28 protein-coding genes are annotated in these 25,540 nt (G+C 42.7%); 18 read left to right on the top strand and 10 right to left on the bottom strand.

The features are described 5' to 3' along the window. The first annotated feature begins 20 nt into the window (after window positions 1-20). A complete protein-coding gene (locus tag MHI41_RS17675) occupies window positions 21-392 on the top strand; it encodes a DUF423 domain-containing protein (protein WP_003215282.1) in 372 nt (123 codons plus the stop codon). A gap of 41 nt (window positions 393-433) precedes the next feature. Here the strand turns inward: MHI41_RS17675 and MHI41_RS17670 are convergent, their stop codons facing one another. The 3 genes from MHI41_RS17670 to MHI41_RS17660 all read right to left on the bottom strand — a co-directional run bounded on the left by MHI41_RS17670 (window position 434) and on the right by MHI41_RS17660 (window position 2,623). Further along, window positions 434-1,051, bottom strand: coding sequence for a cupin domain-containing protein (locus MHI41_RS17670; protein WP_007497783.1), 618 nt, complete (start codon window positions 1,049-1,051; stop codon window positions 434-436). A gap of 131 nt (window positions 1,052-1,182) precedes the next feature. Next, window positions 1,183-1,725, bottom strand: coding sequence for a spore coat protein GerQ (gene gerQ / locus MHI41_RS17665; RefSeq protein WP_007497781.1), 543 nt, complete (start codon window positions 1,723-1,725; stop codon window positions 1,183-1,185). 223 nt (window positions 1,726-1,948) lie between these two features. Then, a complete protein-coding gene (locus MHI41_RS17660; RefSeq protein ID WP_072367312.1) occupies window positions 1,949-2,623 on the bottom strand; it encodes a YIP1 family protein in 675 nt (224 codons plus the stop codon). Window positions 2,624-2,798: 175 nt separating this feature from the next. Between MHI41_RS17660 and MHI41_RS17655 the strand changes: the two genes are divergently transcribed. From MHI41_RS17655 to MHI41_RS17600, 12 genes are all read left to right on the top strand, one after another. Then, window positions 2,799-3,569 (top strand): glycosyltransferase family 2 protein, encoded by a 771-nt coding sequence (locus MHI41_RS17655; RefSeq protein WP_342494364.1) that lies wholly within the window; start codon window positions 2,799-2,801, stop codon window positions 3,567-3,569. 6 nt (window positions 3,570-3,575) lie between these two features. Continuing rightward, complete coding sequence (locus MHI41_RS17650; RefSeq protein WP_342494363.1) at window positions 3,576-4,988, top strand: CDP-glycerol glycerophosphotransferase family protein; 1,413 nt, start codon at window positions 3,576-3,578, stop codon at window positions 4,986-4,988. A 21-nt stretch (window positions 4,989-5,009) separates the two neighbouring features. Beyond that, window positions 5,010-6,188: a DegT/DnrJ/EryC1/StrS family aminotransferase gene (locus MHI41_RS17645; RefSeq protein WP_076821308.1), complete on the top strand. Its 1,179-nt coding sequence runs from the start codon at window positions 5,010-5,012 to the stop codon at window positions 6,186-6,188. After that, window positions 6,185-7,060: a GNAT family N-acetyltransferase gene (locus MHI41_RS17640; protein ID WP_342494362.1), complete on the top strand. Its 876-nt coding sequence runs from the start codon at window positions 6,185-6,187 to the stop codon at window positions 7,058-7,060. The genes MHI41_RS17645 and MHI41_RS17640 overlap by 4 nt, the downstream gene beginning before the upstream one ends. A gap of 1 nt (window position 7,061) precedes the next feature. Beyond that, entirely contained in the window at window positions 7,062-8,186 is a 1,125-nt protein-coding gene (locus MHI41_RS17635; RefSeq protein ID WP_272511221.1) for an N-acetylneuraminate synthase family protein, read from the top strand. Beyond that, window positions 8,176-8,916: a glycosyltransferase family protein gene (locus MHI41_RS17630; RefSeq protein WP_048001140.1), complete on the top strand. Its 741-nt coding sequence runs from the start codon at window positions 8,176-8,178 to the stop codon at window positions 8,914-8,916. Before MHI41_RS17635 ends, MHI41_RS17630 begins: the two co-directional genes overlap by 11 nt. After that, window positions 8,913-9,941, top strand: coding sequence for a glycosyltransferase (locus MHI41_RS17625; protein ID WP_282833303.1), 1,029 nt, complete (start codon window positions 8,913-8,915; stop codon window positions 9,939-9,941). Before MHI41_RS17630 ends, MHI41_RS17625 begins: the two co-directional genes overlap by 4 nt. Window positions 9,942-9,943: 2 nt before the next feature. After that, window positions 9,944-10,684, top strand: a complete 741-nt coding sequence (locus MHI41_RS17620) for a sugar phosphate nucleotidyltransferase (RefSeq protein ID WP_058213476.1) — start codon at window positions 9,944-9,946, stop codon at window positions 10,682-10,684. Next, entirely contained in the window at window positions 10,681-11,646 is a 966-nt protein-coding gene (gene rfbB, locus MHI41_RS17615) for a dTDP-glucose 4,6-dehydratase (RefSeq protein ID WP_224558806.1), read from the top strand. The genes MHI41_RS17620 and rfbB overlap by 4 nt, the downstream gene beginning before the upstream one ends. Window positions 11,647-11,649: 3 nt before the next feature. After that, window positions 11,650-12,504 carry a dTDP-4-dehydrorhamnose reductase gene (gene rfbD / locus MHI41_RS17610; protein ID WP_213407066.1) on the top strand — a complete coding sequence of 285 codons (855 nt, stop codon included), beginning with the start codon at window positions 11,650-11,652 and terminating at the stop codon, window positions 12,502-12,504. Then, complete coding sequence (locus MHI41_RS17605) at window positions 12,497-12,952, top strand: dTDP-4-dehydrorhamnose 3,5-epimerase family protein (protein ID WP_008343612.1); 456 nt, start codon at window positions 12,497-12,499, stop codon at window positions 12,950-12,952. Before rfbD ends, MHI41_RS17605 begins: the two co-directional genes overlap by 8 nt. A gap of 86 nt (window positions 12,953-13,038) precedes the next feature. Next, window positions 13,039-13,836, top strand: a complete 798-nt coding sequence (locus MHI41_RS17600) for an SDR family oxidoreductase (RefSeq protein WP_342494361.1) — start codon at window positions 13,039-13,041, stop codon at window positions 13,834-13,836. A gap of 15 nt (window positions 13,837-13,851) precedes the next feature. On the opposite strand, the gene MHI41_RS17595 is transcribed toward MHI41_RS17600, so the two are convergent. The 6 genes from MHI41_RS17595 to MHI41_RS17570 form a co-directional block, all read right to left on the bottom strand. Then, complete coding sequence (locus MHI41_RS17595) at window positions 13,852-15,045, bottom strand: aminotransferase class I/II-fold pyridoxal phosphate-dependent enzyme (RefSeq protein WP_281215484.1); 1,194 nt, start codon at window positions 15,043-15,045, stop codon at window positions 13,852-13,854. Between the two features lie 17 nt (window positions 15,046-15,062). Then, window positions 15,063-16,484 carry an ATP-grasp domain-containing protein gene (locus tag MHI41_RS17590; protein ID WP_342494360.1) on the bottom strand — a complete coding sequence of 474 codons (1,422 nt, stop codon included), beginning with the start codon at window positions 16,482-16,484 and terminating at the stop codon, window positions 15,063-15,065. 14 nt (window positions 16,485-16,498) lie between these two features. Then, complete coding sequence (locus MHI41_RS17585; protein WP_008343608.1) at window positions 16,499-17,260, bottom strand: SDR family NAD(P)-dependent oxidoreductase; 762 nt, start codon at window positions 17,258-17,260, stop codon at window positions 16,499-16,501. Then, entirely contained in the window at window positions 17,257-17,964 is a 708-nt protein-coding gene (locus MHI41_RS17580) for a cupin domain-containing protein (protein ID WP_008343606.1), read from the bottom strand. Before MHI41_RS17580 ends, MHI41_RS17585 begins: the two co-directional genes overlap by 4 nt. Before the next feature lies 1 nt (window position 17,965). After that, window positions 17,966-18,571 (bottom strand): bacilysin biosynthesis protein BacA, encoded by a 606-nt coding sequence (locus MHI41_RS17575; RefSeq protein WP_047945786.1) that lies wholly within the window; start codon window positions 18,569-18,571, stop codon window positions 17,966-17,968. 149 nt (window positions 18,572-18,720) lie between these two features. Then, on the bottom strand, window positions 18,721-19,953 hold the full coding sequence (locus MHI41_RS17570) for an MFS transporter (protein WP_039963017.1): 1,233 nt from the start codon (window positions 19,951-19,953) through the stop codon (window positions 18,721-18,723). A gap of 145 nt (window positions 19,954-20,098) precedes the next feature. Here MHI41_RS17570 and MHI41_RS17565 point away from each other — a divergent pair, with 145 nt between their 5' ends. Together MHI41_RS17565 and MHI41_RS17560 are read left to right on the top strand one after the other, a co-directional pair. Further along, on the top strand, window positions 20,099-20,578 hold the full coding sequence (locus MHI41_RS17565) for an Lrp/AsnC family transcriptional regulator (RefSeq protein ID WP_008343601.1): 480 nt from the start codon (window positions 20,099-20,101) through the stop codon (window positions 20,576-20,578). 84 nt (window positions 20,579-20,662) lie between these two features. Next, the gene (locus MHI41_RS17560; RefSeq protein ID WP_342494359.1) at window positions 20,663-21,631 is read left to right on the top strand and encodes an alpha/beta hydrolase family protein; all 969 of its coding nucleotides are present in this window, start codon (window positions 20,663-20,665) and stop codon (window positions 21,629-21,631) included. 121 nt (window positions 21,632-21,752) lie between these two features. On the opposite strand, the gene hemQ is transcribed toward MHI41_RS17560, so the two are convergent. Beyond that, complete coding sequence (gene hemQ, locus MHI41_RS17555; protein WP_046526757.1) at window positions 21,753-22,523, bottom strand: hydrogen peroxide-dependent heme synthase; 771 nt, start codon at window positions 22,521-22,523, stop codon at window positions 21,753-21,755. A gap of 239 nt (window positions 22,524-22,762) precedes the next feature. Here hemQ and pta point away from each other — a divergent pair, with 239 nt between their 5' ends. From pta to MHI41_RS17540, 3 genes are all read left to right on the top strand, one after another. Further along, window positions 22,763-23,734, top strand: a complete 972-nt coding sequence (gene pta / locus MHI41_RS17550; protein WP_008343597.1) for a phosphate acetyltransferase — start codon at window positions 22,763-22,765, stop codon at window positions 23,732-23,734. Window positions 23,735-23,870: 136 nt separating this feature from the next. Then, a complete protein-coding gene (locus MHI41_RS17545; protein WP_048001138.1) occupies window positions 23,871-24,722 on the top strand; it encodes a MurR/RpiR family transcriptional regulator in 852 nt (283 codons plus the stop codon). Window positions 24,723-24,863: 141 nt separating this feature from the next. Further along, the gene (locus MHI41_RS17540; RefSeq protein ID WP_079919313.1) at window positions 24,864-25,535 is read left to right on the top strand and encodes an RraA family protein; all 672 of its coding nucleotides are present in this window, start codon (window positions 24,864-24,866) and stop codon (window positions 25,533-25,535) included. The last annotated feature ends 5 nt before the right edge of the window (window positions 25,536-25,540 follow it).

Below are 25,540 nucleotides of genomic sequence, written 5' to 3'. Positions count from 1 at the left end.
TGAGATAAGGAGAATGACGAATGAAACTATTTTTCATATTAGGTGCCATTAACGCCATGCTTGCGGTTGGTCTTGGAGCCTTCGGTGCACATGGACTGGAAGGGAAAATTCCTGAAAAGTATATTGAGATATGGAATAAAGGGGTTCAATATCAGATGTTCCATGCAATTGGCCTGTTTATTGTCGCCTTTCTGGCAGATAAGCTGTCAGGTGTTTCCCTAGTGCCGACCGCTGGCTGGGTGATGCTGGCAGGCATTCTTTTCTTCTCAGGAAGCCTTTATGTGCTTGCCTTGACTCAGGTGAAGATTCTAGGTGCCATTACACCAATTGGCGGAGTGGCATTTATCGCTTCTTGGATCATGCTAGTGATTGCAGCAGCAAAAAATTTATAAGATAAAAAAACCGATGCTCTCATAGGGGCATCGGTTTTTTCTTAACTCCAATAAGGAGAATAGTTCGGAGGTGCTTGATAATAAGGTACATAGTGAGAAGGGGGGACAGGGTGCGTTTGTGCCTCTTCCTCCCGATGGCAGAAAGGTCCGATAAACACACCAGGTTTCACAGGCTGCGTCGCCTGTTTCCACTGCGTTTCGTTCATGCAATAAGTATGTGCCATGATGTGAGAAGGCGTGAGGGTTAGAAGGTCTGAACCTAAGATGACTTCTGGTGTCGATGCGTTAAAAATGGCTAACAAATGGGTTTTGTCCTGTAAGGCGACTTCGTAATGCCACCAGCCTTGTGGCACATTGGCTACCTGCCCGGGGGTAATGGTGTAGGTGGACAGCTTTTTTGTAAAAGGGTTCAGCATGGATACAGCAGCAGAGCCGGCGATACAATAAACAAGCTCGGCAGCATTTTGATGATAATGAGGCTCTACTACTTTGCTTTTACTCAAATATATATCCAGCAGAGATACTTGATCGAGCGAATTTAATTGTTTTTTTCCTAAAACATTAATCAGGTTGTGTTGGTCATATTTCACAAGGGGGCTTTGGTTCAAATCAAATGAATATTTGACATTCGGCGATGTATAATCCAGCTCAACAGTCATTGATGTCACCTCTAGGCGTTTAATAAAAACTACTAGGCATCTTATGAGCCTTCCCCCGAAGGTGTGTCAAAAACCTAGACAAAAGAAAAAAGCAAGGGCGTCTGCACCTTGCTGCTAATATGACCTTGAGGTTATCTTGGGGAATACGTAGACATCGAGTATGGATAGTCATATTGAATTTCCCCATCAAACGTAATGTAATCAAGATAGATTGTTAACAATAAGTATCGTGTCCCTGTTTTGTTATCACTAATGATAATGTGATCACGTCCTGCGGCCTCAATGACTCCTCTAAAAATCTTTGAGTTCCATTCTTTACTTGCCTCAAACGTCATATAGATCGTGGCTACTTTGCCGCGGTTTAATCGTAAAATATTTTCAATATAGGACTGCTCAAGCGGCAGCTGACCGGTGACGTTCTGCTGATAAATCGGTCCAGAAGGAATTTGATAGGGCTGCCCGCCACTTTGCCCACCTTGGCCTCCTTGTGAAGTACCAGTAGACGGCATTGGTGAATACCCCTGCTGCATTTGACCTTGCATTTGACCCTGCGTTTGGGGAGGGACTGAATAACCCATCTGCTGCGCAGGATACGGATTTGCTCCATATTGTTGCTGGCGAAAATCTTGACCTTCGAAACCCGAACCTTGCCCAAATTGATTTTTCAATTTCATAACGTTCCTCCTCTTTCCTCATGGTGTTCTAAACAGAAGGCAGAAAAGCGCCTGTTGTTTCCATAACATTCTTTTTCTCTTTCACACTATGAGACAGGAAGAGAGAATATGTACATTGAACGAAAAAAAGGAACTGCTTTGTGCAGTTCCTCAGTATTCCGACAAACCCCATATTCGTACTGCCTAGATTGCAAAGGTTTCCAACAATTTAAGGAATGCCTGTTTACATCAACCAATTCATAGCCCGCTGCACGTCATAGAGAAGGGTCATGATGAGAAAAAATAAGGCGATCGGTGTGATGGCAATGATAAAGGCCTGCCATATTCTCAGCTTCATCACAGCAACAAGGCCTAAAACAGCCATCCCAAATATCCATGCTTTGGTATACGCATCAACCAGTGGTAAAACACTGAGATAATACCATACTTCATAGTACTGGTCTAAATAGGGTGAGATTTTCACAAATGTATACGGACCAAGCAACCCCACAGTAAAAATCCAAGTAAGAGCAAATAAGGTGGAAGGAAAAATGACCGTCAGTGTGCAAGCTTTGAGCACATCTCGATACGGCGCTTTACTGCCAAAAAACAGTCGTCCTAACCACTGTAAAATGAATGAACCGAAAAATAGAAGAAAATTGCCTACTAAAATACCAAAACCTGCTCCGTGTAACAGAATAAAAGGATATGGAATATGATTGCCCATATACTCACTAAAATACCCTTCGTACATCCAACTTGTACCAGCGATACTTGCAAGGAGTATCATCAGCCACATGGGAATAGAGGTATGTTCATATGAGCGAATAATCGTTTTTGTCGCGACAAAAATTTTAAAGAATCGAAAAAAACCTTTTGCTTCCTCTTCTTGGGAGAGATCACTCTTCATATACTCCAATGTTCTTTACTCCTTTAATACACATAAATGATTACTTATATTACCAAAATTTTTACGTTTTTCAAAGATAGATCATGAAAAAAATCCAATTTTATAAAAAATAGGTCACTCTACAGTCTCTTTAAGAGGAGACACATATGATAACCATAGTTTAAAAGAGACCGAGGTGAAAACATTGACGAAAGTAACGGTCATTATGACGAGCTACAACAAAGCGGCCTACGTTGGCAGATCAATTGAAGCGGTGCTGCAGCAGACCTTGTCAGACCTTGAACTTTTTATCATGGATGATGGATCAAACGAACAAACTCTTGCTGCTATTGAGCCTTTCCGTAAAGATTCACGCGTCCATTTTATCCAAAGCGGGGTGAAAACGCTGGAGGAAAGAACGGCGAAAACACGCTATGCCGTACTCATTAATCAAGCATTAGAACAGGCAAAGGGCGAGTATATTTCCTATGCCACAGATGACAATGTCTATGCACCAGACCGTTTAGAGAAGCTCACAAAATATTTAGATGCTCGTCCGAATGAACATATTGTCTATTCTAGTTCAAAAGTTATCTATTTAAATAGCGAAAAAGAGCCAGTAAAGGAAACGATTCGACCTGCGCAAACGGTGCAGTGGAATGCACCTTGTGCTATTGATCACTGTTCAGTTGTACATCGTGCATCCATTTTAACAAAGATTCGAGCTGAGTTTGGATCCTACTGGGACGAGAGTCCGCATTTTTATCGAATAGGGGATGCCCGGTTCTTTTTTAGATTAAATCACTTTTATCCGTTCTACCCTTTTGATGAGGTATTGGATACAAACTACATCACAGAACAGTCTATTCATTATCAGTTGGCAGAAGAAGAGAAAAGCGATTTTATTCAAGCACTTCCTCCGCAGTCTACCTGCAGGGAGCTCCGCCATATATTAAAACAGAGACATGGGAGGTGACCTTAAGTGTCGCATTATATTCATCATTATTGGCAAGTGTACTTTGAGTATGTGAATCTGATGAAAGACTTATCCTATCGCCACATACCCCTTGGGTTAATCAGTAATTTTTATCAATACATCAGCCCAGAAGTGAGAGAACGTATGGAAGATGAGGCGTTTGGTGAAGAGCTGTCAACGACTTGTCCAAAGCCGCAAGACATTCAGCCCTTTTTTGATCAGCATAAACAGCAGATCAAGCGTACCCCTTATCGTCCGAGTCATGGAAAGGTGCTTCTTCACTTTGAACACTTACGTTTTACTGAACAAAATTACATGCGGTTCCATCCGAACCAAACAGTGGTGCTCGCGCGCTGGAAGAAGGCTGATTATTTCGGATTACCAGTGATTAGTAAGCCTGAATTAGCCAGAGAGGTTAATAAAGAAGCCCATGTTGAATATATTGAAAAAGCAAATGCTCTATTGAAACCTTACGCCCAGCATCCTGTCTTTGGTAATGTCTTTTTTAGAGAAAAGCTTCGGAAGGACATTGTGCAATTTATTGATGTAATTGACCAAATAGAAACGCTATTTGAGATGCAGCCTATTGCAGCTGTAGTGGTTGGTACGACGGAGGATGCTTATAGCCGTGTGCTCGCCTTGCAAACCGTGAAGCGCCATCTCACAAGTATTTGTCTTCAGCACGGTGCGCTCATGGGAGACGAAGCCTTTTTGCCGATTTTCACCACCTGCCACGGAGTGTTTGGAAAATATGAAAAGGACTGGTATGTAGACAAAGGCTGTCAGCCTGAGCAGGTGGAGATCACAGGTCACCCGAGATTTGATTTGGTGCAGGAGCGAACACCGCTTCAACAGGAAGTGGTCTTTCGTAAATTGAACTTCAATCCTGCCAAAAAGACTGTGCTTGTGGCAACACAGCCGTTTTCAGAAGCCTTTTACGGTGATGTTCTTAAAACGATTGCAAAACGGAAAGACATTCAGCTGATTATGAAGCCGCACCCGTGGGAAATCGCTCGAAATCGTTTAAATGACTATACAGCGATTGAGCGCGCGGGGAACCATGTGAGATTAATTAAAAAAGAGATCGACTTGTATGACCTCCTGCCGTATATGGATATGGTCATAACGCTCACATCAACAGTTGGTCTGGAAGCAATGCTCTTTAAAAAGAGTGTACTGATTGGAAAAATGACAGAAGGCAGAAGATACCCTTATTACGAGTCGCTTGGCAGCTGCCACATGGAAAACCCTATTGAGCTGGCCGAGAAAGCGATCCGTATTTTATCGGATGAACAAGAAATAAAGCTGGCGAAACAGCAAGGGGCTCGTTTCATTCAAGAACATTATCCGCATGCACAATCGACCGATGTTCTGCTTTCTCTGCTCAAAACAAAAACAGGCATGGATTTTCAGAGATGAAGATAGGGGTGTGCAAGCGATATGGGACAAAAGAGAGCACAATTTCTTCCTTATGCACTGCCTTTTATTGAACAGGAAGAAATTGATGAAGTCATTGGAACATTAAAGTCCGGCTGGTTGTCCACCGGACCAAAAGTTAGACAGTTTGAAGAAGAGTTTAGGCAGCTGACTGGAGCGAAGCACGCAATAGCAGTCAATTCATGTACAGCTGCTCTATTTTTAGCGTTAAAGGCGAGAGGCATTGGAGCTGGTGATGAGGTCATCACAACGCCTCTGACGTTCTGCGCAACAGCCAATACGATCATCCATACGGGGGCAGCCCCTATTTTCGTGGATATTGATCCGGCGACACTCAATCTAGATGCGAAAAAATTAGAAGCGGCTATTACACCACATACAAAAGCGGTTGTCCCTGTACATTTTGCTGGTCAATCGTGTGATATGGACCGAATTTTAGCGATTGCCAAAAAGTATGATTTGTTCGTGCTGGAGGATGCCGCTCATGCCCTTTATACGACCTATCACGATCAACCGATTGGATCAATTGGTGATGCGACCGCTTTTAGCTTCTATGCAACGAAAAACATAGCGACTGGTGAAGGCGGCATGCTGACGACAAATGATGATGCCCTTGCAGCTAGAATCAGAAGGCTGGCGCTCCATGGCATGAGTAAGGGAGCGTGGAATCGTTATGGAGAAAAGGGAACATGGTATTACGAGGTCGAGGAACCGGGCTATAAAATGAACATGTTTGACGTGCAAGCATCGTTAGGGCTCGTTCAGCTAAGCCGGTTGAAGGAGATGCAGACACGCAGAGAACAGATTGCGAAGACATACAATCAGGCATTTCAACATGAAGCTGGTCTCATCTTGCCGCCTGTACATGATGAGGGAAGACATGCGTGGCATTTATATGTGCTACAAGTTGATCCAAAAGAAGCACTGATCACACGCGATGACATGATTGATCAGCTGCAAAAGGAATATAAAATCGGCACGAGTGTTCATTTTATTCCCGTTCACTTGCATCCATATTATGAGAAGACCTACAACTATTCACCAGAGGATTTCCCTGAGGCACTCACTTATTACAAACGAACGCTTTCGCTCCCGCTCTATCCAAGTATGACAGATGAAGATGTGCAGGATGTCATCACCGCAGTCGTGTCTATTTTGAAAGACAAGAAGGCCTCTTCATGAAAGTCGTTCATGCAATAGACGATCAGGTGCTGGCATCTTGGCTGAAAACATATGATCATGAAGCGGAACGCATGGCAGAATTCAAGCAGTTTGCTCTTGTCAGCGGCGCTAAGCTCAAAGCAGTGCTGTTATACGAATGGTCCAAATGGGAGAGCGGCATTTTTGACAAGCATATTTTTCATGTGAAGTTTGTGGAAGCTGAATCAGCGCTGCTCTTTAAAGAATTGATGGAGAGATTCATCAATTGGATGAGAACAGAAAAATGTGATTTTTTCTTTTTACGGCTTGAGGCGGCTGATCTTGAAAAAAACCGCATTGTTCAAAAACTATCCCATGTGTATTATGTCGGTGGTCTGACTAGGCTTGAGGCACCGCCTGCCCTCATGGAGATGCCATTATCAGATCAAGATGTGGTGATGGGTGTGCCAGATAAGAAGGATTACGATGAGGCGGTCTTACTAGGTGATCAGGCTTTTGTGAAAAGCCGTTATGCCCTTGACCCATATTTAGACCAGCGTGTTGTTCAGCATTTTTATCAGGAGTGGATGAGAAACAACCTACTTGGACGCGCAGATATTAACCTCGTTGCCAAGGTGAATGATGAAGTGGTTGGCTTGATTCAAGGTATGACAAAGGGGCATGAGATGGGGCTTGAGCTTTTTGCGATTAGACCGGATGTTCAAGGAAAAGGGATCGGAAAAAAGCTGTTTATTGAGATGATGAAAGTGTCTCATGACAGAGGGCATCACTTCATTTCTGCGGGGACACAGCTTCATAATACGACAGCCATCCAGCTGTACGAAAAGATGGGGTTTAGGACAACAAATGCCTTTTTGTATTACCATGTGTGGCCGAAAAAAGGAGAGAGGTAAGATGGCGCATTTCTATATCGGAGATCGCAAAGTGGGAGATGGTTCGCCTGTCTTTATCATTGCAGAGGCAGGCATTAACCATGATGGCAAGCTGGATCAGGCACTTGCTTTAATTGATGTGGCAAAAGAAGCAGGGGCTGATGCGGTGAAGTTTCAAATGTTTCAAGCGGATCGGATGTATCAAAAGGAACCGGGGTTATACAAAACGGCCAAAGGAGAAGAAGTGTCTATTTTTTCTTTAGTGGAACAAATGGAGCTGCCGCCTGAATGGCTGCCTGTCTTATTGACACGTTGTAAGGAAAAAGGACTGATGTTTTTAAGCACCGTGTGTGACGAAGAATCGGCTGATTTATTGAATCAAACGAATCCGCCTGCTTTTAAACTGGCATCCTATGAAATCAACCATTTGCCTCTTTTGCGTCATACGGCTTCTTTTCAAAAGCCGATCATTTTTTCAACAGCTGGGGCCACCATTGCAGATGTTCATGAAGCATACGAAACGATTACGAGCCAGCAAAATAAGCAAGTCGCCATCATGCATTGTGTGGCAAAGTATCCAGCGCCTAGAGCATATACGAACCTGCGGGTGATTCAAACCTTAAGATCCGCTTTCCCTGAAGCAGTCATTGGCTTTTCAGATCATAGTGAACACCCGACGGAAGCGCCAGTAGCCGCTGTGAAGCTCGGGGCAGCAATGATTGAAAAACATTTTACAATAGATAAAACATTACCCGGAGCGGATCATTCATTTGCTCTTGATCCTGAAGAATTAAAGGAAATGGTTCAGCACATTCGAGCGGCAGAAAAGCAGCGGAATCAAGCAGAAATAGACGTTCATTCATTACCAGAGGAGCTTCTTGGCAGTTCTTATAAAACGACAACAGCCATTGAAGGGCAGATTCGAGAATTTGCGTATCGAGGAATTTTTACGACCAAAGGCATTGCAAAGGGTGAGACCCTCACGTCAGAAAATGTAGCCGTGCTGCGCCCCGGACAAAAAAATCAGGGATTGCATCCGCGATATATGCCGATTTTACTTGGCACAAAGGCTGTGAGAGACATCCCAGCTCATACAGGCGTTTCGTGGAAAGACGTACTCACGCAGGAGTCTCATGATGATGCATGATGTGCTTTTTGTCATTCAGGCTAGGATGGGGTCAACAAGACTGCCCAAAAAAGTGATGAAACCGATCGGCGGCATGGCGCTGATTGATTTGATTGTGGAGCGGGTGAAGCAATCAGATGATTACCATCACAAAATGCAAAACCTTATGATTGCCACAACGGTCGAGCCAGAGGATGACTATTTGGCTCAATATTGTATGTCAAAGGGCTATAAGGTGTTTCGAGGCAGTGAGGCAGATGTGCTTGAGCGGTTTGCACAGATTGTCCGCCAATTTGAACCTAAAACGGTTGTACGTTTAACGGGAGACAATCCATTTATAGATCCTTCGCTTTTGTCGAAAATGCTTGAAAAACATAGACAGGAAAAGGCTGATTACACATATACGAACGGAACACCACTCGGTATTTCCGGGGAAATGATTGAAGCATCTATTTTATGTGAAATCGACAAATTTCCCCTCACTTATTCAGAACGTGAGCATGTCACCCTGTATATCAGAAAGCATCCCGAGCAATTTTCCCTTCAATTATTCACACCGCCCAAAGAACTTGCATATCCTGCTTATCGATTCACGATTGATACAGAAGAAGATTATGTGTTTGCTACCCGTTTACTAGAGAAAGCTGGTGGTTCTATTGCTGTGCCGACAGCTGAGCTCATTTCCATCTGTGAACAACATCCAGACATTGTTCGTTTGAATCAATCTGTGAGACAGAAGGATGCTGAATGAACAAAAAAATCATGATTGTTGTTTATGGTGGTTTTTTAAGAGGAATGGGGCATGTCGTCAGAATGAAACGTTTGGCAAAAGAACTGCTTCAGGAAGGGAACGACCTATATTTCTATACAAATGATCAGATTTGTGTAGAAATGCTTTCGCACCCAGAGTGGTACGTTCACATGGTGCATGAGTCGAATGCGCTTCTCCAGGTCCAACAAGACATCAAAAAGCTAAATCCTGACCTTTTAGTCATAGATGTGCTTGATTGTGATCTTCAGTTTCTTCAAACGATCAAAGACTCCTGTGGCAGTGCGAGGCTTGTCTTATTTGAGGAAAAAAGAGAGGAAGCCTGTCAGCTTGCAGACACGGTCATAAACAGCATTTATGGCGGTCTGGACGGGAAGCACGAGCTGCTTAATGGCACGGCTTATTATCATGGAACGCCCTATTTATTGTTAGATCACGAGTTTAAACGATTCAAAGACACATATGAGGTTCGAAAAGAATGTAAAAAGGTGGTCATCAGTCTTGGCGGTAGTGATCCGTGCGGCCTGTTATCAAAGGCTGTATCGGCGCTTCTTCAAACAAATCACCTAGACATTTTAGCGGTCGCAGGAAAAGCCTCTCACATCAAAGAGCAAGTAGAGGCGGAACATATCCAATTCATTCAACATACAGATCAACTACCGGTTCTTTTATCAGAAGCTGATGTGGCTATCGTAGCAGGCGGTATGACGTTATATGAGGTAATTTGTATTGGGGTGCCCAGCATTGTCCTATCGCAAGTAGACCACCAAGCAGTGACAGCGAGCATGTTTGCGCAAAAGGGAGCTTGTTTTCACCTTGGATTAGGTGCCCTTGTGGAAGAAAAAGACCTGTTGCAAGCTGTTCAAAAACTGTCTGACAGCTATTTTCTCCGCAGAAGCATTCATCTTAATGGACGTTCACTCATTGATGGAAAAGGAATCGAACGAGTGAAAAACATTCTTATACACCTCATGAATTCACACCAAAAAGAACATAAGGATGTGTAGATGTGAAGGGAGTTATTTTAGCAGGAGGAAAGGGATCACGGCTGGCACCATTAACGAAGATTTTCAACAAACATTTGCTGCCGGTTGGTCCATATCCGATGATTTATTGGTCATTATTCAAACTGAAAGAAGCAGGAATTGTAGATGTGATGCTGATTTCACAGGAAGAACAAATTCCGTTGTTTCAAAAGTTATTGGAAGATGATCGTGAACTTGGGATGAACATTGTGTATCAAGTACAGCCAGAAGCGTCTGGTATTTCCGATGGTTTATCCTATGCAAAGCCCTTTGCTCAAGGGGAAAAATTTGTGCTGATGCTTGGTGATAATGTATTTGAAGATTCATTACGCCCTTTTGTTGACGTCTTTCGGCAGCAAGAAAGCGGAGCCAAGGTTCTATTGAAAGAGGTGGCAGATCCAAAACGGTTTGGCATTGCAGAAATTGATCCTGCTCATCATCGAATTTTATCAATAGAAGAAAAGCCAGAGCATCCGACGTCATCTTACTGCGTCACGGGCATCTATTTTTATGATCAAGACGTCTTTCAATATATCGAGGAAATCTCGCCGTCAGATCGAGGTGAACTAGAGATTACTGATGTGAACAATCTCTACATCTCAAATAGCCAGCTGACCTATGATATGTTAAAAGGGTGGTGGATTGATGCAGGAACACATGAATCTCTCCACGAAGCATCAACAAAAATGTTTGAAACGATGAAGGAAAAAGAGGGATACGAATGACGAAGTCTTATTTAATTACAGGTGGAGCAGGGTTTATTGGACTGAATTTTGTGAAGCTGCTGCTTCAAGAATCCGATGTCCGGCTGACCGTATTTGATAAATTAACATATGCCAGTCATCCAGAGGAGATGGAATATTTATCAAAGCTGCCTCATTTCCGTTTTGTCCAAGGAGATATCACGCTGCAAGACGAACTAGATCAAGTATTTGATGAAGCCTATGATGCCATCATTCATTTCGCAGCAGAATCACATGTCGATCGCAGTATTGAGTCAGCAGAACCCTTTATCCAAACAAATGTCCTTGGTACCTATCGTATGCTCGAAGCTGTCTTAAAGGGAAAGGCGAATAAACTCATTCATATTTCTACAGATGAAGTATATGGAGATTTGGAGCCGGATGATCCTGCTTTCACAGAACAAACACCACTCTCACCGAATAATCCTTATTCAGCAAGCAAGGCAAGTTCAGACCTGCTTGTGAAATCTTATATCCACACCCACCAATTACCCGCAATGATCACAAGATGTAGCAACAACTACGGACCTTATCAGCATGAAGAAAAATTAATCCCAACCATTATTAGAAAAGCGGTCAATGGTGAAAAGATTCCGATTTACGGAGACGGCCAGCAGATCCGCGATTGGCTCTATGTAGAGGATCATGCGAGAGCCGTAAAACAAGTAGTAGAAAACGGAACAGTCGGTCAGGTGTACAATATTGGCGGAGGCAACGAGAAAACAAATCTTGATTTAACCAAAACCATTCTCACACATCTAGGCATCTCTCATGACCAAATCGCGTTTATTCAAGACCGGAAAGGGCATGACAGGCGGTATGCCATTGATGCCAGTAAGCTAAAAGAAGAGCTCGGCTGGGTGCAGGCAACTTCATTTGAAAAAGGTATCGAAAAAACGATCGATTGGTATCGTGCCAAATATGATCAAAGTGAAGAAGGGTGACCGATGAAAGTTTTAATCACCGGTGCAGGCGGCCAATTAGGGAAAGAATTGACGAAACAGCTGAAAGAAAAAGACATCACCGTCATTGCTTTAACAAGGAGTATGCTGAATATCGCAGATCAACAGGCAGTCAGACATGCAATGAGACATTTCCGTCCGGATATTGTTGTCAGTGCGGCTGCTTATACGTCTGTGGATCAATGCGAAACAGAAACGGAAAAAGCCTATCTTGTGAATGGGATTGGCGCCTACTATACAGCGCTGGAGGCTAAGAACGTAGGGGCAGATGTGTTACATGTCAGCACAGATTATGTATTTGATGGGCAAGCGGATACCCCTTACCAAGTTGATGCACAAGCAGATCCGCAAACCATTTATGGAAAGAGTAAAAAACTTGGAGAAGAATTGATTCATCTTGTGTCAGATGAAGTGAAGATCATTCGGACATCGTGGCTCTATGGACATGAGGGACATAATTTTGTGAATACCATTCTTCGACTGGCTGAAACGAAGGATCATTTGCGCATCGTCAATGATCAGTTAGGGTCTCCTACTTATACAAAGGATGCCGCAGAAGCTTTGATTCACTTGTTTGACCAGAAAGCAGGTATTTATCATGTCAGTAACCGAGCTAGCTGTTCATGGTTTGACTTTGCGACAGAAATTGTGGCAGCAAGCGGTCTGTCTACGACAATTGAACCCATTTCCACTGAAGAGTATGGATACCAAACACCTCGGCCCGCCTACTCTGTTTTAGATCTGCAAGCGATTGAAGCGACAGGCTGGAAGCCAAGACACTGGAAAGACGCACTTCACGAATACTTGCAGAAAGAAGGGAGATTCGAGCAGCATGATTGATGGTGTACAAACGAAAAAACTCATGAAACATTGTGATGATCGCGGCTTTTTCGCAGAGCTTATTCGAGATGACGAACCGATGCTGAAGCGCTTTGGGCAGGCGTCGTGGTCGAAAAGTTTCCCAGGAGTCATCAAAGCCTTTCATTATCATGAAAAACAAGACGATGTTTGGTTTTTCCCAGCAGGTCATGCACAGGTCGTTTTATACGATTTGAGAGAAGATTCCCCGACAAAGGGTCAAACCGATGTGTATTATATGGGAGAAGATAATCCGATGCTGCTCCTCATTCCAAAGGGAGTTGCACATGGCTACCGCGTATTAGGGGAGACGCCGCTGCAGATTGTTTATTTTACAACAGAATCGTACGACCCAAAAAACCCAGATGAGAAGAGAATTGCGTGGAATGATGAGGCGATCGGATTTAACTGGGAAACGACATTTAAATAGAGAAGAGAGGCCTTTCGCAGGAGAAAGGTCTTTTTTTGTTGAAATACATTCTATATGTGTCATTTTATGTATATTGATGAAAAGGGATGTGGAAGAGTTTGTCTAAAAGAATTGCATTTGTAACAGGGGCAAGTACAGGCATTGGAAAGGCAATCGCAATAAAACTTGCCGCTCAGAGCGATATGAAGGTGATCATCAACTCTAGAAATATGGCCTCACTTGAACAGACGAAACAGCACATTCAAGATATGACAGAAACAAAGGAACCGCTGTCTCTATTCTGTGGAGATATGTCGCTTGAAGCAGTGAGGTCGGAAGCCTTTGAACAAATAGAAAAGGAGTTTGGCAGACTCGATGTGCTGATTAATAACATTCCAGGAGGAAAGCCAGATACATTTGATTCATGTGAAACTGACCAGATGCTGGCTGCTTTCTCCCAAAAAGCCATCGCTTACGTCGATACAATGAAGCGTGCAGCAGCATTGATGAAAAGACATGAATATGGACGGATCATTCAAATTGTCGGGAACCTGTGGAAGGAACCTGGTGAACAAATGTTTACGAATAGTATGATGAATGCAGCGATTATTAATGCCAGTAAAAATGCAGCGACACAGCTCGCGTCGTCTAGTATTACGGTAAATTGTTTAAATCCAGGTTTTATTGCAACCGATCGGTATGAACAATTTATCGGCAATATGATGACGAATCAGGGATTGTCACGAGAGCAGGCTGTACAAGCTGTCGCATCAGGTATTCCAATGCAAAGAGTGGGCTCAGCGAGTGAGATGGCGTCATTGGCAGCTTTTATGGTATCAGAGGAAGCTTCTTATATCACAGGTCAACAAATCTCCGTAGACGGTGGAACGATGAAAAGTATATAAACTGAAAAAAACCCGCTATTGGCGGGTTTTTTGATGAAATCGAATGGGGAGGATGGACAGGCGATCGATAAAGAGAGCAAGCTCCTCAATCGGGGCAACCATGGAAATGCGTACATGACGGCTTCCATTGGCTCCAAATACTCCTCCAGGCGTGACGACAACATCGGCATGTTCGAGTAAATAGTCAGCAAAGGCATGAGAATGTTCAAAGTCATCAGGAATCGGAGCCCATAAATAAAAGGCGCCGGGTGGACGTTCGATTGTCCAACCAAGCTTTCTCGCCGCTTGCTGGATGAAGAAATTGATTCGTTCAAGGTATACCGCCCTTAATGATTGAATATGATAGTCATCACTTTGCAAGGCAACAGTCGCTGCACGTTGAAATCCCCCATACATACTGACAAACACGTGGTCTTGAAAGGTGTTGATGGCTTGGATGATCTCCTCATTTCCAACAGCAAAAGCGACTCTCCATCCTGCCATATTAAATGTCTTTGATAGAGAATATAATTCGACTCCTACACTTTTCCCGAGAGGAGTATTCATGAAGCTCACGGGTGTTTGTTCATAATGAAATGAACCATAGGCGAAATCATGAATAACATACAGCTCGTGAGTGGCCGCAAAGGCAGCAGCCTCTTCAAAGAATGCCTCATTTGCAACAGCACCCGTGGGGTTATTCGGATAATTCAAGAACAGTACTTTTGCTTTTTTGACTATGTCAGGATCAATTGAGGAGAGATCTGGTAAATAGCCATTTTTCTCTTCAAGTTTGATACTGTATGGCTTGGCGTCCGCCATCAAAATGCCTGAATGATATTCAGGGTATCCTGGATCGGGAACGAGTGCGATATCTCCTGGATCAAGCAGACACTGACTCATGACATACAGCCCCGTTTTTCCGCCAGTGAAAAGAGCAATTTCCTTCTGCGGATCAATCTCAGCACCGAATTCCGATCTATAAAAATCTGCAATGGCTTGTTTGAAAAAGTCAAAGCCTCTAAAAGGGGCATATTGTTGAAATGGCAAAACACCCGCTGACTCCTGTAGGGCACTCACGATATGGGGAGGAGTTGGTAGATCAGGGTTCCCCTGACCTAGATTCATGATGTTTGCTCCGTTTTTTGTCTTTTGAGCTATTTTTTCAAAGACGGTGCCGAATTTCTGTTCAGGCAGCCGTTCAATCATTTTAGATGCTAACATTTTCACCACAGCAGCCTCTCTTTCTATCCCTTCACTAATTCATCCATTAACTGAATCGTTGCCTGTTTCTGAATGTTGCGGATGGACGCGGCAACATCTTGTGAGGATGATCCTTTTAATTCAAGAGATACGATTCCATTAAAAGCTTCAAATAAATCAAGATCCACCATAGTCCCTTTGGCAGGGAATGATTGACTGACAATCGCAGTATCTCCAACGAATGCTTCCTGCGGAATAGACACATGATCAATGGTGATATGTGTGGATTCAGGTGGTATGTGCCCACTCTCTTTAAAATGCTGAGGATACAAGTGGCAGTCCGCTACATAAAATGTATGTCCAGAAAGCAGTTGTTTTGGCAGTACAGCCTTTTTTCCATCAACTAATACATCAATCAATAGCTTGGCCATATCGACGCCAAAGACCTTTTTAATATTCGGGATCATATTCCAGCCAGCGAATCGAGCCGCTGATTCGATCAGTCCAGTTTCTCGATTTTTCATGAGTTTGATTTCTGTATGGGTTGCACAATGTTCAAGACCTAGCCCTTCATTTGCCTTCCTTGCTGCTTCAATGATGATTTGCTTGGCTTCATTGTCTAAGATCGTCGGAGTGATATGAGCCGTTTCTGTAAAACCGATTTGAGGGGTTTTATCATGTATGACAAAAGGGAGATATTCGCCCTCTACGACCAGCCCTTCTACACTGACATAATCAGCATAACCTTCATCTTGATACCAATCTTCGTAAGCACCCTCTAAATACGTTTCAGCGACAAACGGTGCTTCATACGTGACAGCGTCTGGGACTGGTATGGTTTCCAAATACGATTGTACTTGTAAAAACAAGTCATCACTTCCGGCTTTGTCATGAAACAAGGTGACGCCAATAGAACTGGCTAAATATGTAGGCTTTAAAATGAGCGGTGTTCCGATAGACTCAATGGCTTTTTGGAAATTCGATAAAGTCGTGACAGGCTGAGTTTTCACCGCTTTGACGCCAGAGGCGTTGAATGCAGCCCTCATTTGGCTTTTATCACGCGCCATTTCGGCTGCCTTGACACCGGCACCTCGTAGCCCAAGACGTTCAGCGGCCTTTGCCATCGGTGCAATGAATAATTCATTATTGGTGGTGATTGCATCTGCTTTGAAAAAGGAAGCCACTTGAATGAAGTCTTCCACAACCTCTTCTTCTGATTTCGGATAATCATCATGTGCCCAGTAAATAGAATCAGGGTGTTCAAAAGAAGGGTGTGTCTCAAAATAATCACGGTCTTTGATGACCGCAATGGAGTATTTTTCGATTAGCTCGGCATGTCCCTTTGTAATCGCAAAGGGTCTCGGGATATAAGAAACGATATGATACGATGCCGCCACGCTTTCATAAAACATATGGGGCGGGCACCCTCCTAAGTCAGCAATGACAAGTACAGTTTTTTTACTCAATGAAAGCACTCCTTTTATCTAGCGGTGTAACCGCCATCTGCAGTGACGACACTTCCAGTCATATAGCTGGATAGGTCAGAGGCGAGAAACAGCATCACGCCAGCAATTTCTTCAGGTTTTCCAAGCCGCAGCATAGGATTCACCTTTGCTTTTTCCTTTTTGACGATCTCGAGACTTTCTGTGTGATTGTCTAAAAAGGACTTTTCATTTAGTGGCGTATCAATGATGCCAGGGGCAATACAATTCACCCTGATTTGATGAGCGGCATAGTCGATGGCCATTGATTTGGTGAGCTGAATGACACCGCCTTTTGTTGCATTGTATGCCGGAATGTCAGGCCAGCCCACAAGACCTCCGACAGATCCGGTATTGATAATACTTCCACTCTTCTTTTCAAGCATATGCGGCAATGTATGCTTACTCATGAGAAAGACGCCGGTCAGGTTGACCTGAAGAATACGATGCCAATCCTCCAGTGCCATCTCATGAATAGGTGAGACAATTTCGATGCCTGCATTGTTAATGAGGACATCAATGGCACCGAATCGGCTCAGCACGCTCTGAACGGTTTGGTGACAGTCAGACTCCTTCGTAATATCTGTTTTAAAAAATGCAAGGTGCTCATGCGGCAATGATTCAATGAGTTGGTTGCCGCTGCTTTCATTGATGTCAGCGACAGCTACTTTTGCTCCATGCTCAAGGAAGAGCTTGACGGCAGCAAGCCCAATCCCCGACGCACCTCCTGTAATGAGGACAACTTTTCCGTCCAGCTTCATTTCTTCACCTTAGATGCCTTTGGTTTCAAGCGATTATAGCGGGGAGGGAAGAAGAGATTAATAGACTTTGATGCTTCTGGCTTTGGATTGATGGCCCCATGATCTTCCCTTGGGTCACAGAAATAGGTGGTGCCAAATTCCATCTTTTCTGTAAAGCCTTCGATCGTCATATCATACCCTCCGCTGATGCAAATGCCGATTTGTTCATTTCTATGTTTATGAAAAGGCATTTCTCCGCCGTTTCCAGGGATATTGGCAATCATCAGCTCCATCCAATCCTCCACAAAAAAAGTCACTTCCATGCCAGGGAGTAAATCCCGTGTTTTGAAAATGTCTAAGAAATAAGTGGGTGGAGCTGTATATTCTTCGTCATCCTTTAATCTCTTAATATCAATGGCGATCACTTCTTCATCTGTCAGATTTGAAGCGCCGTGAGGGACAAACGGTGGTGCGATATAGGCTGATTCTAAAGGGGTGAGCAGTTGAGTCGATTGGCCGACAGTCATTTGAAGCTCGCCTTTTAATACAATGCCGATTTGTGCTTCGGGATGTTCGTGAGGTTCAATGATTGTGTGGGGAGGGACGTATGAAATTAACACTTCCGTACCGCCTCTTACAGTGGAATATTGGATAACGCCATTATCCCATTCTAATTTTTTCGCTTGAGGAAAATATCGTTCTTGCGTCTTTTGTTCAGTTTGCATCTTACATCTCTCCTTTTCCGAATATGGACCAGCTCATGGGTATACTTTTAAACGTTCGAATGAAGATGAGGCCATATGTGGCTCTTGCCACCTCATTCGTTAAAGCAAAATCAAATTCGCCGTCCCTTACTTTCTGCGCGGCAGTACTTGTAGAATTAACAAGTTCAAATTCAGCATTTTGGTGAATGAAATATTGAATTAAATTGACAGGTGCAGGATGTGAGACAATTTTTAAATGGTGGAGCATTTGTTCATTGAATGGGAAATCAGGTCTGACAGCCAAACCATACATGGGCGTGTCACATCTGAAAATTTGTAAAAGCTGTAGATCTGGTCTCATGTAGAAGTGTTTGATGCCTTCATATGCGTGTGGAACGAGAGTAAATTGAAGTGGTTGAGAGAGAGTATGTTCAATGCAAGTTTCGAATGTGTCATAAAGGGATAGTTTCGTATGAGTGCCGAGTGTAGTGGTGGATTGAGAGATGAAATGTTTTGCTGCGTATTCACTGCTTGTCCCCTTAGGGCCTAGTGTGTTGACTGTAAACATCTTGGGTGAAGGGCTTGGCTCTTCTTTGAAATGAAACACATCATCATTCTTTAGGATCATGTTTACCATCCAATCTTTTTCAAATTTTTACTAGATTATAAAATTTAAAATTGGCAATTGTCAACAAATTTTATAAAAAATGTAATATATGATGATATTAAAAATTGATCTAAAAAACTGCACATATCGAGATGTGCAGTGAAATGTGCTTACGTTTCAAGTGTAGTTGGCTGTTTTTTCTGTAAGGCACGTTCTCGTTTATAGCTGCCGAAGCTGATGATAAAACCAACAAGTGTGATCAATGCACAGACAAGACCTACCGTATGATATCCGAAATGGACATAAACGGGTCCCATCAGTGCGGAACCGAGCATAACAGCAAGGTTGGAGGCAAGGCTGTAAAAAGCCATCACTTTCCCGCGATGGGTTTGAGAGCAGTCGCTTAGAACGGTGCTTAGAAGCGTGACAGATAAGCTTTGCATTGCACCCCAAATAAATAGGGCGAAAATCAGCAACATCCACGAGAATGGCGCATAAGGAAGCAAGGCTAGAACAAGCGCAATTCCACCCAGCACGAAGACAAGGGAACGGGTTTTACCGAACCAGTCTGCTAATTTTCCAGTAAACATACTCATAGAAAAGCCGACGCCATAAGCCATAATAAGAAGTCCAGCTGTTGATTGTCCGCCATCAAACAGACTTTGCAGATAAGCACCTAAAAACGAGTACATGCCGTAAAATCCAAGCATATTGCAAAACGTCACAGTCAAATAGGCAGGCACACGATCAATTTTCAAAGCTCCCCATAAAGAGCCTGTTGTCTCTCTAGCTTGAGGTGCCTTCGGATCAGCTGCTCTGACTTGTTTTCTTGATTCAAGGATGACGAGCAGCAGGACAATGAGACTCATCATAGCGAAGATCCAAAACGTCCAGCGCCAGTTTAAACTCTGGCCGATAAAGGCGCCAATGGGCACACCAAGGACAAGAGAAAGAGACCAGCTCGATACAATGAGTCCCATCACTTTGCCGCGGTATTCGTATGGAACCCGGTCGCCCACAAGAGCATAGGCTGTTGGCACAAATACACCTGTCGCCAGCCCAGAAATAGCACGGCCTGCAAAAAACACTGCCAAATTTGGGGCAGCAGCACACATCACTGTTCCAATTAAAAAGAAGGACAGCCCAATTATCAAACACAGCTCTCTTGAATATCGGTCCCCTAAAGGAACGAGTAGCGGAGCTCCAACCAGCACAGCTAACCCATAAATGCTGATGGAAAGAGCGAGAACATCAAGAGAGTGCTGAAAGGAGTTTGATAAATCAGGCAGCAGTGGTGAAATCACCAGTTCCTCCGATCCCGCCGCAAAAACGCCAAGTGTGAGTGCAATGGCAAGTGTGATGGGAAATGTTTTAGAAGCCTGGCTGTCTAAAGATTCTTTCATCAAGTGATCCCTCCATACTTGCTTTTTCATTCAATTCCGTTAAAATAAATTCTACCATTATTTAGTTTTATTTTACATTTCGTATCATAAGTATCATCATAAAATACTTTTCAAATGGAACGATTTTGGGATAGGAGCGTAACGAATGAAAATCACCGATGTGGATGTGCATATTTTAAACGAATTGAGAGAAGATGCCCGCTTATCAATGAGGGAATTGTCCAAACGAGTGAATTTATCGGCGCCTGCGGTAGCAGAAAGAGTGCGAAAACTAGAGGATGCAGGGATTATCGAAGGGTATTCTGTTCAAGTCAATTATAAAAAGCTGGGTCTGATGATAGACTGTTTACTGGAAGTCACCGTATTAAATGGGGAGTATCAGCGTTTTGTGACATTTATGAACCAGCATCCACGCGCCTTTTTTGCTTATCGAGTGGCAGGACAGTCCTGTTTTTTCATTAAGCTGTCTGTTTCTTCTCTTGAAGAAATTGAAGCCTTTATTCAAGATGTGTCTGGCTTTACAAAAACGGTCTCTCATATTGTCTTATCAGAGCATTCCTTTACCCATCCCATTCAGGAACGTGTGAAACAAATAGAAGAGCCAGAAATGACCGTGGTGAAATAGAAAAAGGACCTGCCCTCAGGTCCTTTTTCCTCTATACTAAAATATTCGTATAGTAATCATTTGTGATTAAAGGAGTTAAATCTTTTGAAGCTTTTAAAAGTAATAGATTACGTAGCATTAATGGATATGCACAGAACAAGAAGCAAAGAAAGTCACTATAATCATTTGCCTATTGACGTATGTGATAGGGATCTTTTTTTTAGTGCTCAGCCAATTGATTTAGAATTTCACATCAATAACCATACAGCAAACTTAAAAAGTGGAATCTTTTCTTTTCATTCAAGCATCAAATCTGGTGAAGATAAGAATGACAAGGTTTCTGGGGAAGTGTTTTTACGAAAAGAGTCAAAGCACAAGCCCAATGTAATCTTCGTACATGGTTGGCGAATGGATTCATACGACAGAATCAAGAAGATTTATCACGATAAGATCGTTAAAAATTATGATTGGAACATGTATTACTACACGCTGCCTTATCATTTCGATAGAGAACCACAAAATTCAACATATTCTGGTGAACACATGATTAGCGCCAATATCAGTCGAACAGTGCAATCCTCCCAGCAAGCTATTGTTGAACTTAGAGGGCTGATTAAATGGATCAAGGAAAATGAAGGTGGAGAAATAATTATAGTTGGTATTAGTTTAGGAGGGTGGCTAACAAACTTATTAGCAACAGTCGAGAAAGATGTGAATATTGTTGTATCAGCTTTTTATGCGAATAATATTGCGCATTCCATCTGGAACACTCTTCCTGGGAAGTATATACGAAGAGATCTGGAGGAACATGGAACAACGTATGAAGAACTCGACAAAGCTTGGAATATTATGAATCCTAGTAAAGCAAAACTTCTCGTAGACAAAGAAAATGTACTCTTAATATCAGGAAAATATGACATGTATATCGACATAAACGATGCTGATACTCTGTGGAATAGCTGGAATCAACCTCAAAGGCACATATACAGTTGTGGGCATGCGGGAATTGTACTATCTAGAAATAGAATAGCAGCCGACACACTTCAATTTATTGAAAGTAGGCTAAAGAAATAAAATGATGTTCATTTAGTTTTGTTTCTTACTTATCCTGAAAATGATGTTTTTCATGATATGATCACCTTTCTAAACAAATACATAAAAAAGCTTCGGAGAGATCCGAAGCCTTAAGAGTTTATCATACATGGAAATAAGACGCTAGCTGCTCGTTTGCTAATCGGTTTCCAACAAAGAAGGAACCAAACTCGCCGTAACGTGCACTCACTTCATCAAATCGCATTTCGTAAACCAATTTTTTAAATTGAAGCACATCGTCAGCGAAAAGAGTGACGCCCCACTCATAATCATCAAAGCCAACAGAACCTGTAATGATCTGTTTTACTTTCCCAGCATAGCTTCTGCCAATTAAGCCATGGCTTCTCATAAGGGATTTACGTTCATCCATTGAAAGCATGTACCAGTTGTCATTGCCAGAACGTCTTTTATCCATTGGATAGAAACAGACATATTGAGAAGAAGGAAGCTCTGGATAGAGGCGCGCACGTACATGTGGGTTCTCGTAAGGGTCTCCGCCATCTCCGCCTCCTGCTAAGTAGTTGCTGAGTTCAACAACTGACACGTAAGAATAAGCTGGAATCGTAAACTCGGCTAGTCGTGTCTTGTTGAATTCAAGTTCAATTTCACCTAGTTCTTCCATGGTCGGACGTAAAATCATGAGCATAATATCTGCTTTTTGGCCGACAATACTATAGATTGTTTGGCTTCCAGCCTGATTGTGCTCGGCTGTTTTCCATTTTTCTAATAGACCTGTGAACTCATGAATGATGGCTTGACGCTCATCGCTTGTCAGCAGCTTCCAAGCCGTCCAGTCGATCGTTCTAAAATCATGCAGCGCATACCAGCCATCTAGTGTTTGAGCTGCTTCATTTGTTGTATGTTGTTCGCTCATTTCTTTCACTCCTATTTACAGTTTTCCATCTGTTCCAACTATAACATAGTTTGTCCAAATGAAGATGTGATCAAAACTTGAACGACGAAAACGCTTTTCTAGAAATTGATTTAATTAGTTTGAAAAATAAGAATTTAAATTGTAAGCGCTATAATGTAAGTTGGTAGTTTGAATTTATGTAGAAGAAGAGTATGCTTAAAAGAGAACGCTTTTTTTGTAAAATCAAGGAGGGTATTGAAGTGGCAGATATTTTTTCAACAGTTCAGGAAAAGGTTGCAGGTAAAGGAGTTAAGATCGTTTTTCCTGAGGGAATGGACGAACGCATTCTAACAGCCGTTCAAAAACTAGCAGATGGCAAAGTATTGCAGCCAATTGTTGTAGGTAAGAAAGAAGAAGTAGAAGCAAAAGCAAAAGAATTAGGTCTTACACTTGATGGTGTTGACGTGTATGATCCTCATACATATGAAGGTTTTGAAGATCTTGTACAAGCTTTCGTCGAAAGACGTAAAGGCAAAGCGACAGAAGAGCAAGCGAGAAAAGCATTACTGGATGAAAACTACTTCGGTACAATGCTTGTGTATAAAGGTCTTGCAGACGGCCTTGTAAGCGGAGCAGCACACTCAACTGCTGACACAGTGCGCCCAGCACTTCAAATCATTAAAACAAAAGAAGGCGTAAAGAAAACTTCTGGTGTCTTCATTATGGCTCGCGGCGAAGAGCAATATGTGTTTGCTGATTGTGCGATCAACATTGCACCAGACAGCCAAGATCTTGCTGAAATTGCGATCGAAAGTGCAAACACAGCAAAAATGTTTGACATCGAACCACGTGTAGCAATGCTTAGCTTCTCTACAAAAGGTTCAGCAAAATCAGACGAAACAGACAAAGTATCTGAAGCGGTTCGCATTGCAAAAGAAAAAGCACCTGAGCTTGTTCTTGATGGAGAGTTCCAATTCGATGCAGCTTTCGTTCCTTCAGTGGCAGCGAAAAAAGCACCAGATTCCGTCATCAAGGGCGATGCTAGCGTATTTGTTTTCCCTAGCCTTGAAGCAGGAAACATTGGCTACAAAATTGCCCAGCGCTTAGGTAACTTTGAAGCTGTAGGTCCAATCCTACAAGGTCTAAATCAGCCAGTAAACGATCTTTCAAGAGGCTGTAATGCCGAAGACGTTTACAATCTTGCGCTGATTACAGCAGCTCAAGCACTATAAAATAGCATCTCGACTAGAGCAGTCAGTACGATAGATTCGTGCTGGCTGTTTTTTTATTTTGTCCAAATGTGTACAATAAAGAGTGAAAAGAAAACACGAATCGTAGATAAAGCCGATAGGATAGGCAGGTGCTATAATGGAGGATTTAATATATAAACTTCAGCATAAGGTCGCATTTTTAACCGATGCGCAGAGGAGAATTGCAGATTATATCGTACAAAATCCAATGGAAGTCGCTTTTTTAACTGTCGATAAATTGGCGTCAAAAGTCGGGACGAGTACAGCAACGATCATGCGCTTCTCTGCTGCTGTGGGGTATTCCGGTTTTTCTGAATTCCAAAAAGAGCTTCAATCAGCTATGAAGCATAAAGCCGACCCTCAAACGAGACTTGAAGCGAATCTCAAGCATTCAAATAAAAATAAGCTCCTGCATGACCATGTAGAACTGCAATTTCAAAATATCCAGTATGCACTAGACAATATCACGGAAGAAACCTTTCAGCAGATTGTTGGGAAAATAGCCAGCGCACGCCACGTTTTGTGTACAAGTGTTCGAAGTGGAAGACCTGTTGGTGAGTATCTGTCACTCGGAATCAATCGGTTATTGGGGAATTGCCAATACATTGATGCAGACAAAAGCGACTGGGTGGATGATTTGGTTCATTTCAACTCGGGTGATTTCATTATAGCTGTCAGCTATCCGCGCTATGCAAAGCGTATGAAAGATTTGATGGAAGCAGCGAAGTCTTATGGGGTGGAAGTCCTTTTAATTACAGACAGCTACAGCTCTCCATTAACCAAATATGCACAATATGTATTACCATGTTCCTCAGCAAGTGTAGGCTCTCATAACTCTGTCGTATCTGCTATCTTTATCGTCGATTACATTTTAAGTGCCTTAGCGATGAATGATCCTGAAAGAACAAAACCACGTTTAGATCAAATCAATCATATGTTAACGAAAATGAGTTACCACACAACACATTAGTCGTGTGGAACTCATTTTTTTATTTTTGAAAGCGCTTTACTAATTGAAAATGAGGTGGTATGATCATATCACGAAAGTAATAAATATTACTTTAATAAAAATAAGTGTAATGAATATAACTCAAAGGGGATGATGGAAACAATGAGTACTGTTCATTTCGTGTCAAATGATCTTATCGCTAGGGCAAAAAAGCTTAACTCGACCTTGCTGTCAGACGTAATGGGATGCACCGGCGCGATGGATCATCAAATCAAACCAGTTGCGAAAGGCATGAATGTAGTCGGCACAGCTTTTACTGTTAGCTTACGGCCAGGGGATAATTTATTTCTTCATCAAGCGATCTACTCTGCTAAAGAAGGAGATGTACTGATTGTTGATGGAAAAGACCATAAGGGTCATGCCTATTTAGGGGAATTGATGGCACATTCAGCAAAGGCTGTAGGAATAGAAGGAATCGTGATTGACGGGCTTGTTCGCGACAAACTCTCTTTAGAGGAGCTGGCTTTTCCAATCTACAGCAAGGGATTTATGCCAAACGGACCTTTTAAAGATGGTCCTGGGGAATTGAATCAAACCATCTCGTGCGGCGGTGTCAAAGTAGCCCCAGGTGATCTAGTGATTGCTGACGATGATGGAGTCGTCATCGTTCCAAAGGAAAAGGCGGAACACCTGCTGACACTAGCGGAAGAGAAACAAGCGTATGAACATCAGAGATTAAAAACGATTCAACAGTATGTGGACGAAGGAAAGCAGGACATCAGTCTCTTAGCACCGGCATGGCTAGAAGGCAGAATGAAAAAATTTCAAGGATAGGGGAA

The sequence above is a fragment of the Bacillus sp. FSL M7-0307 genome (genome assembly GCF_038627835.1).
Classification (GTDB): domain Bacteria; phylum Bacillota; class Bacilli; order Bacillales; family Bacillaceae; genus Bacillus; species Bacillus altitudinis.
The sequence above is the reverse complement of the archived record's forward strand: the minus strand, read 5'-3'. Positions and strand labels throughout refer to the sequence as shown.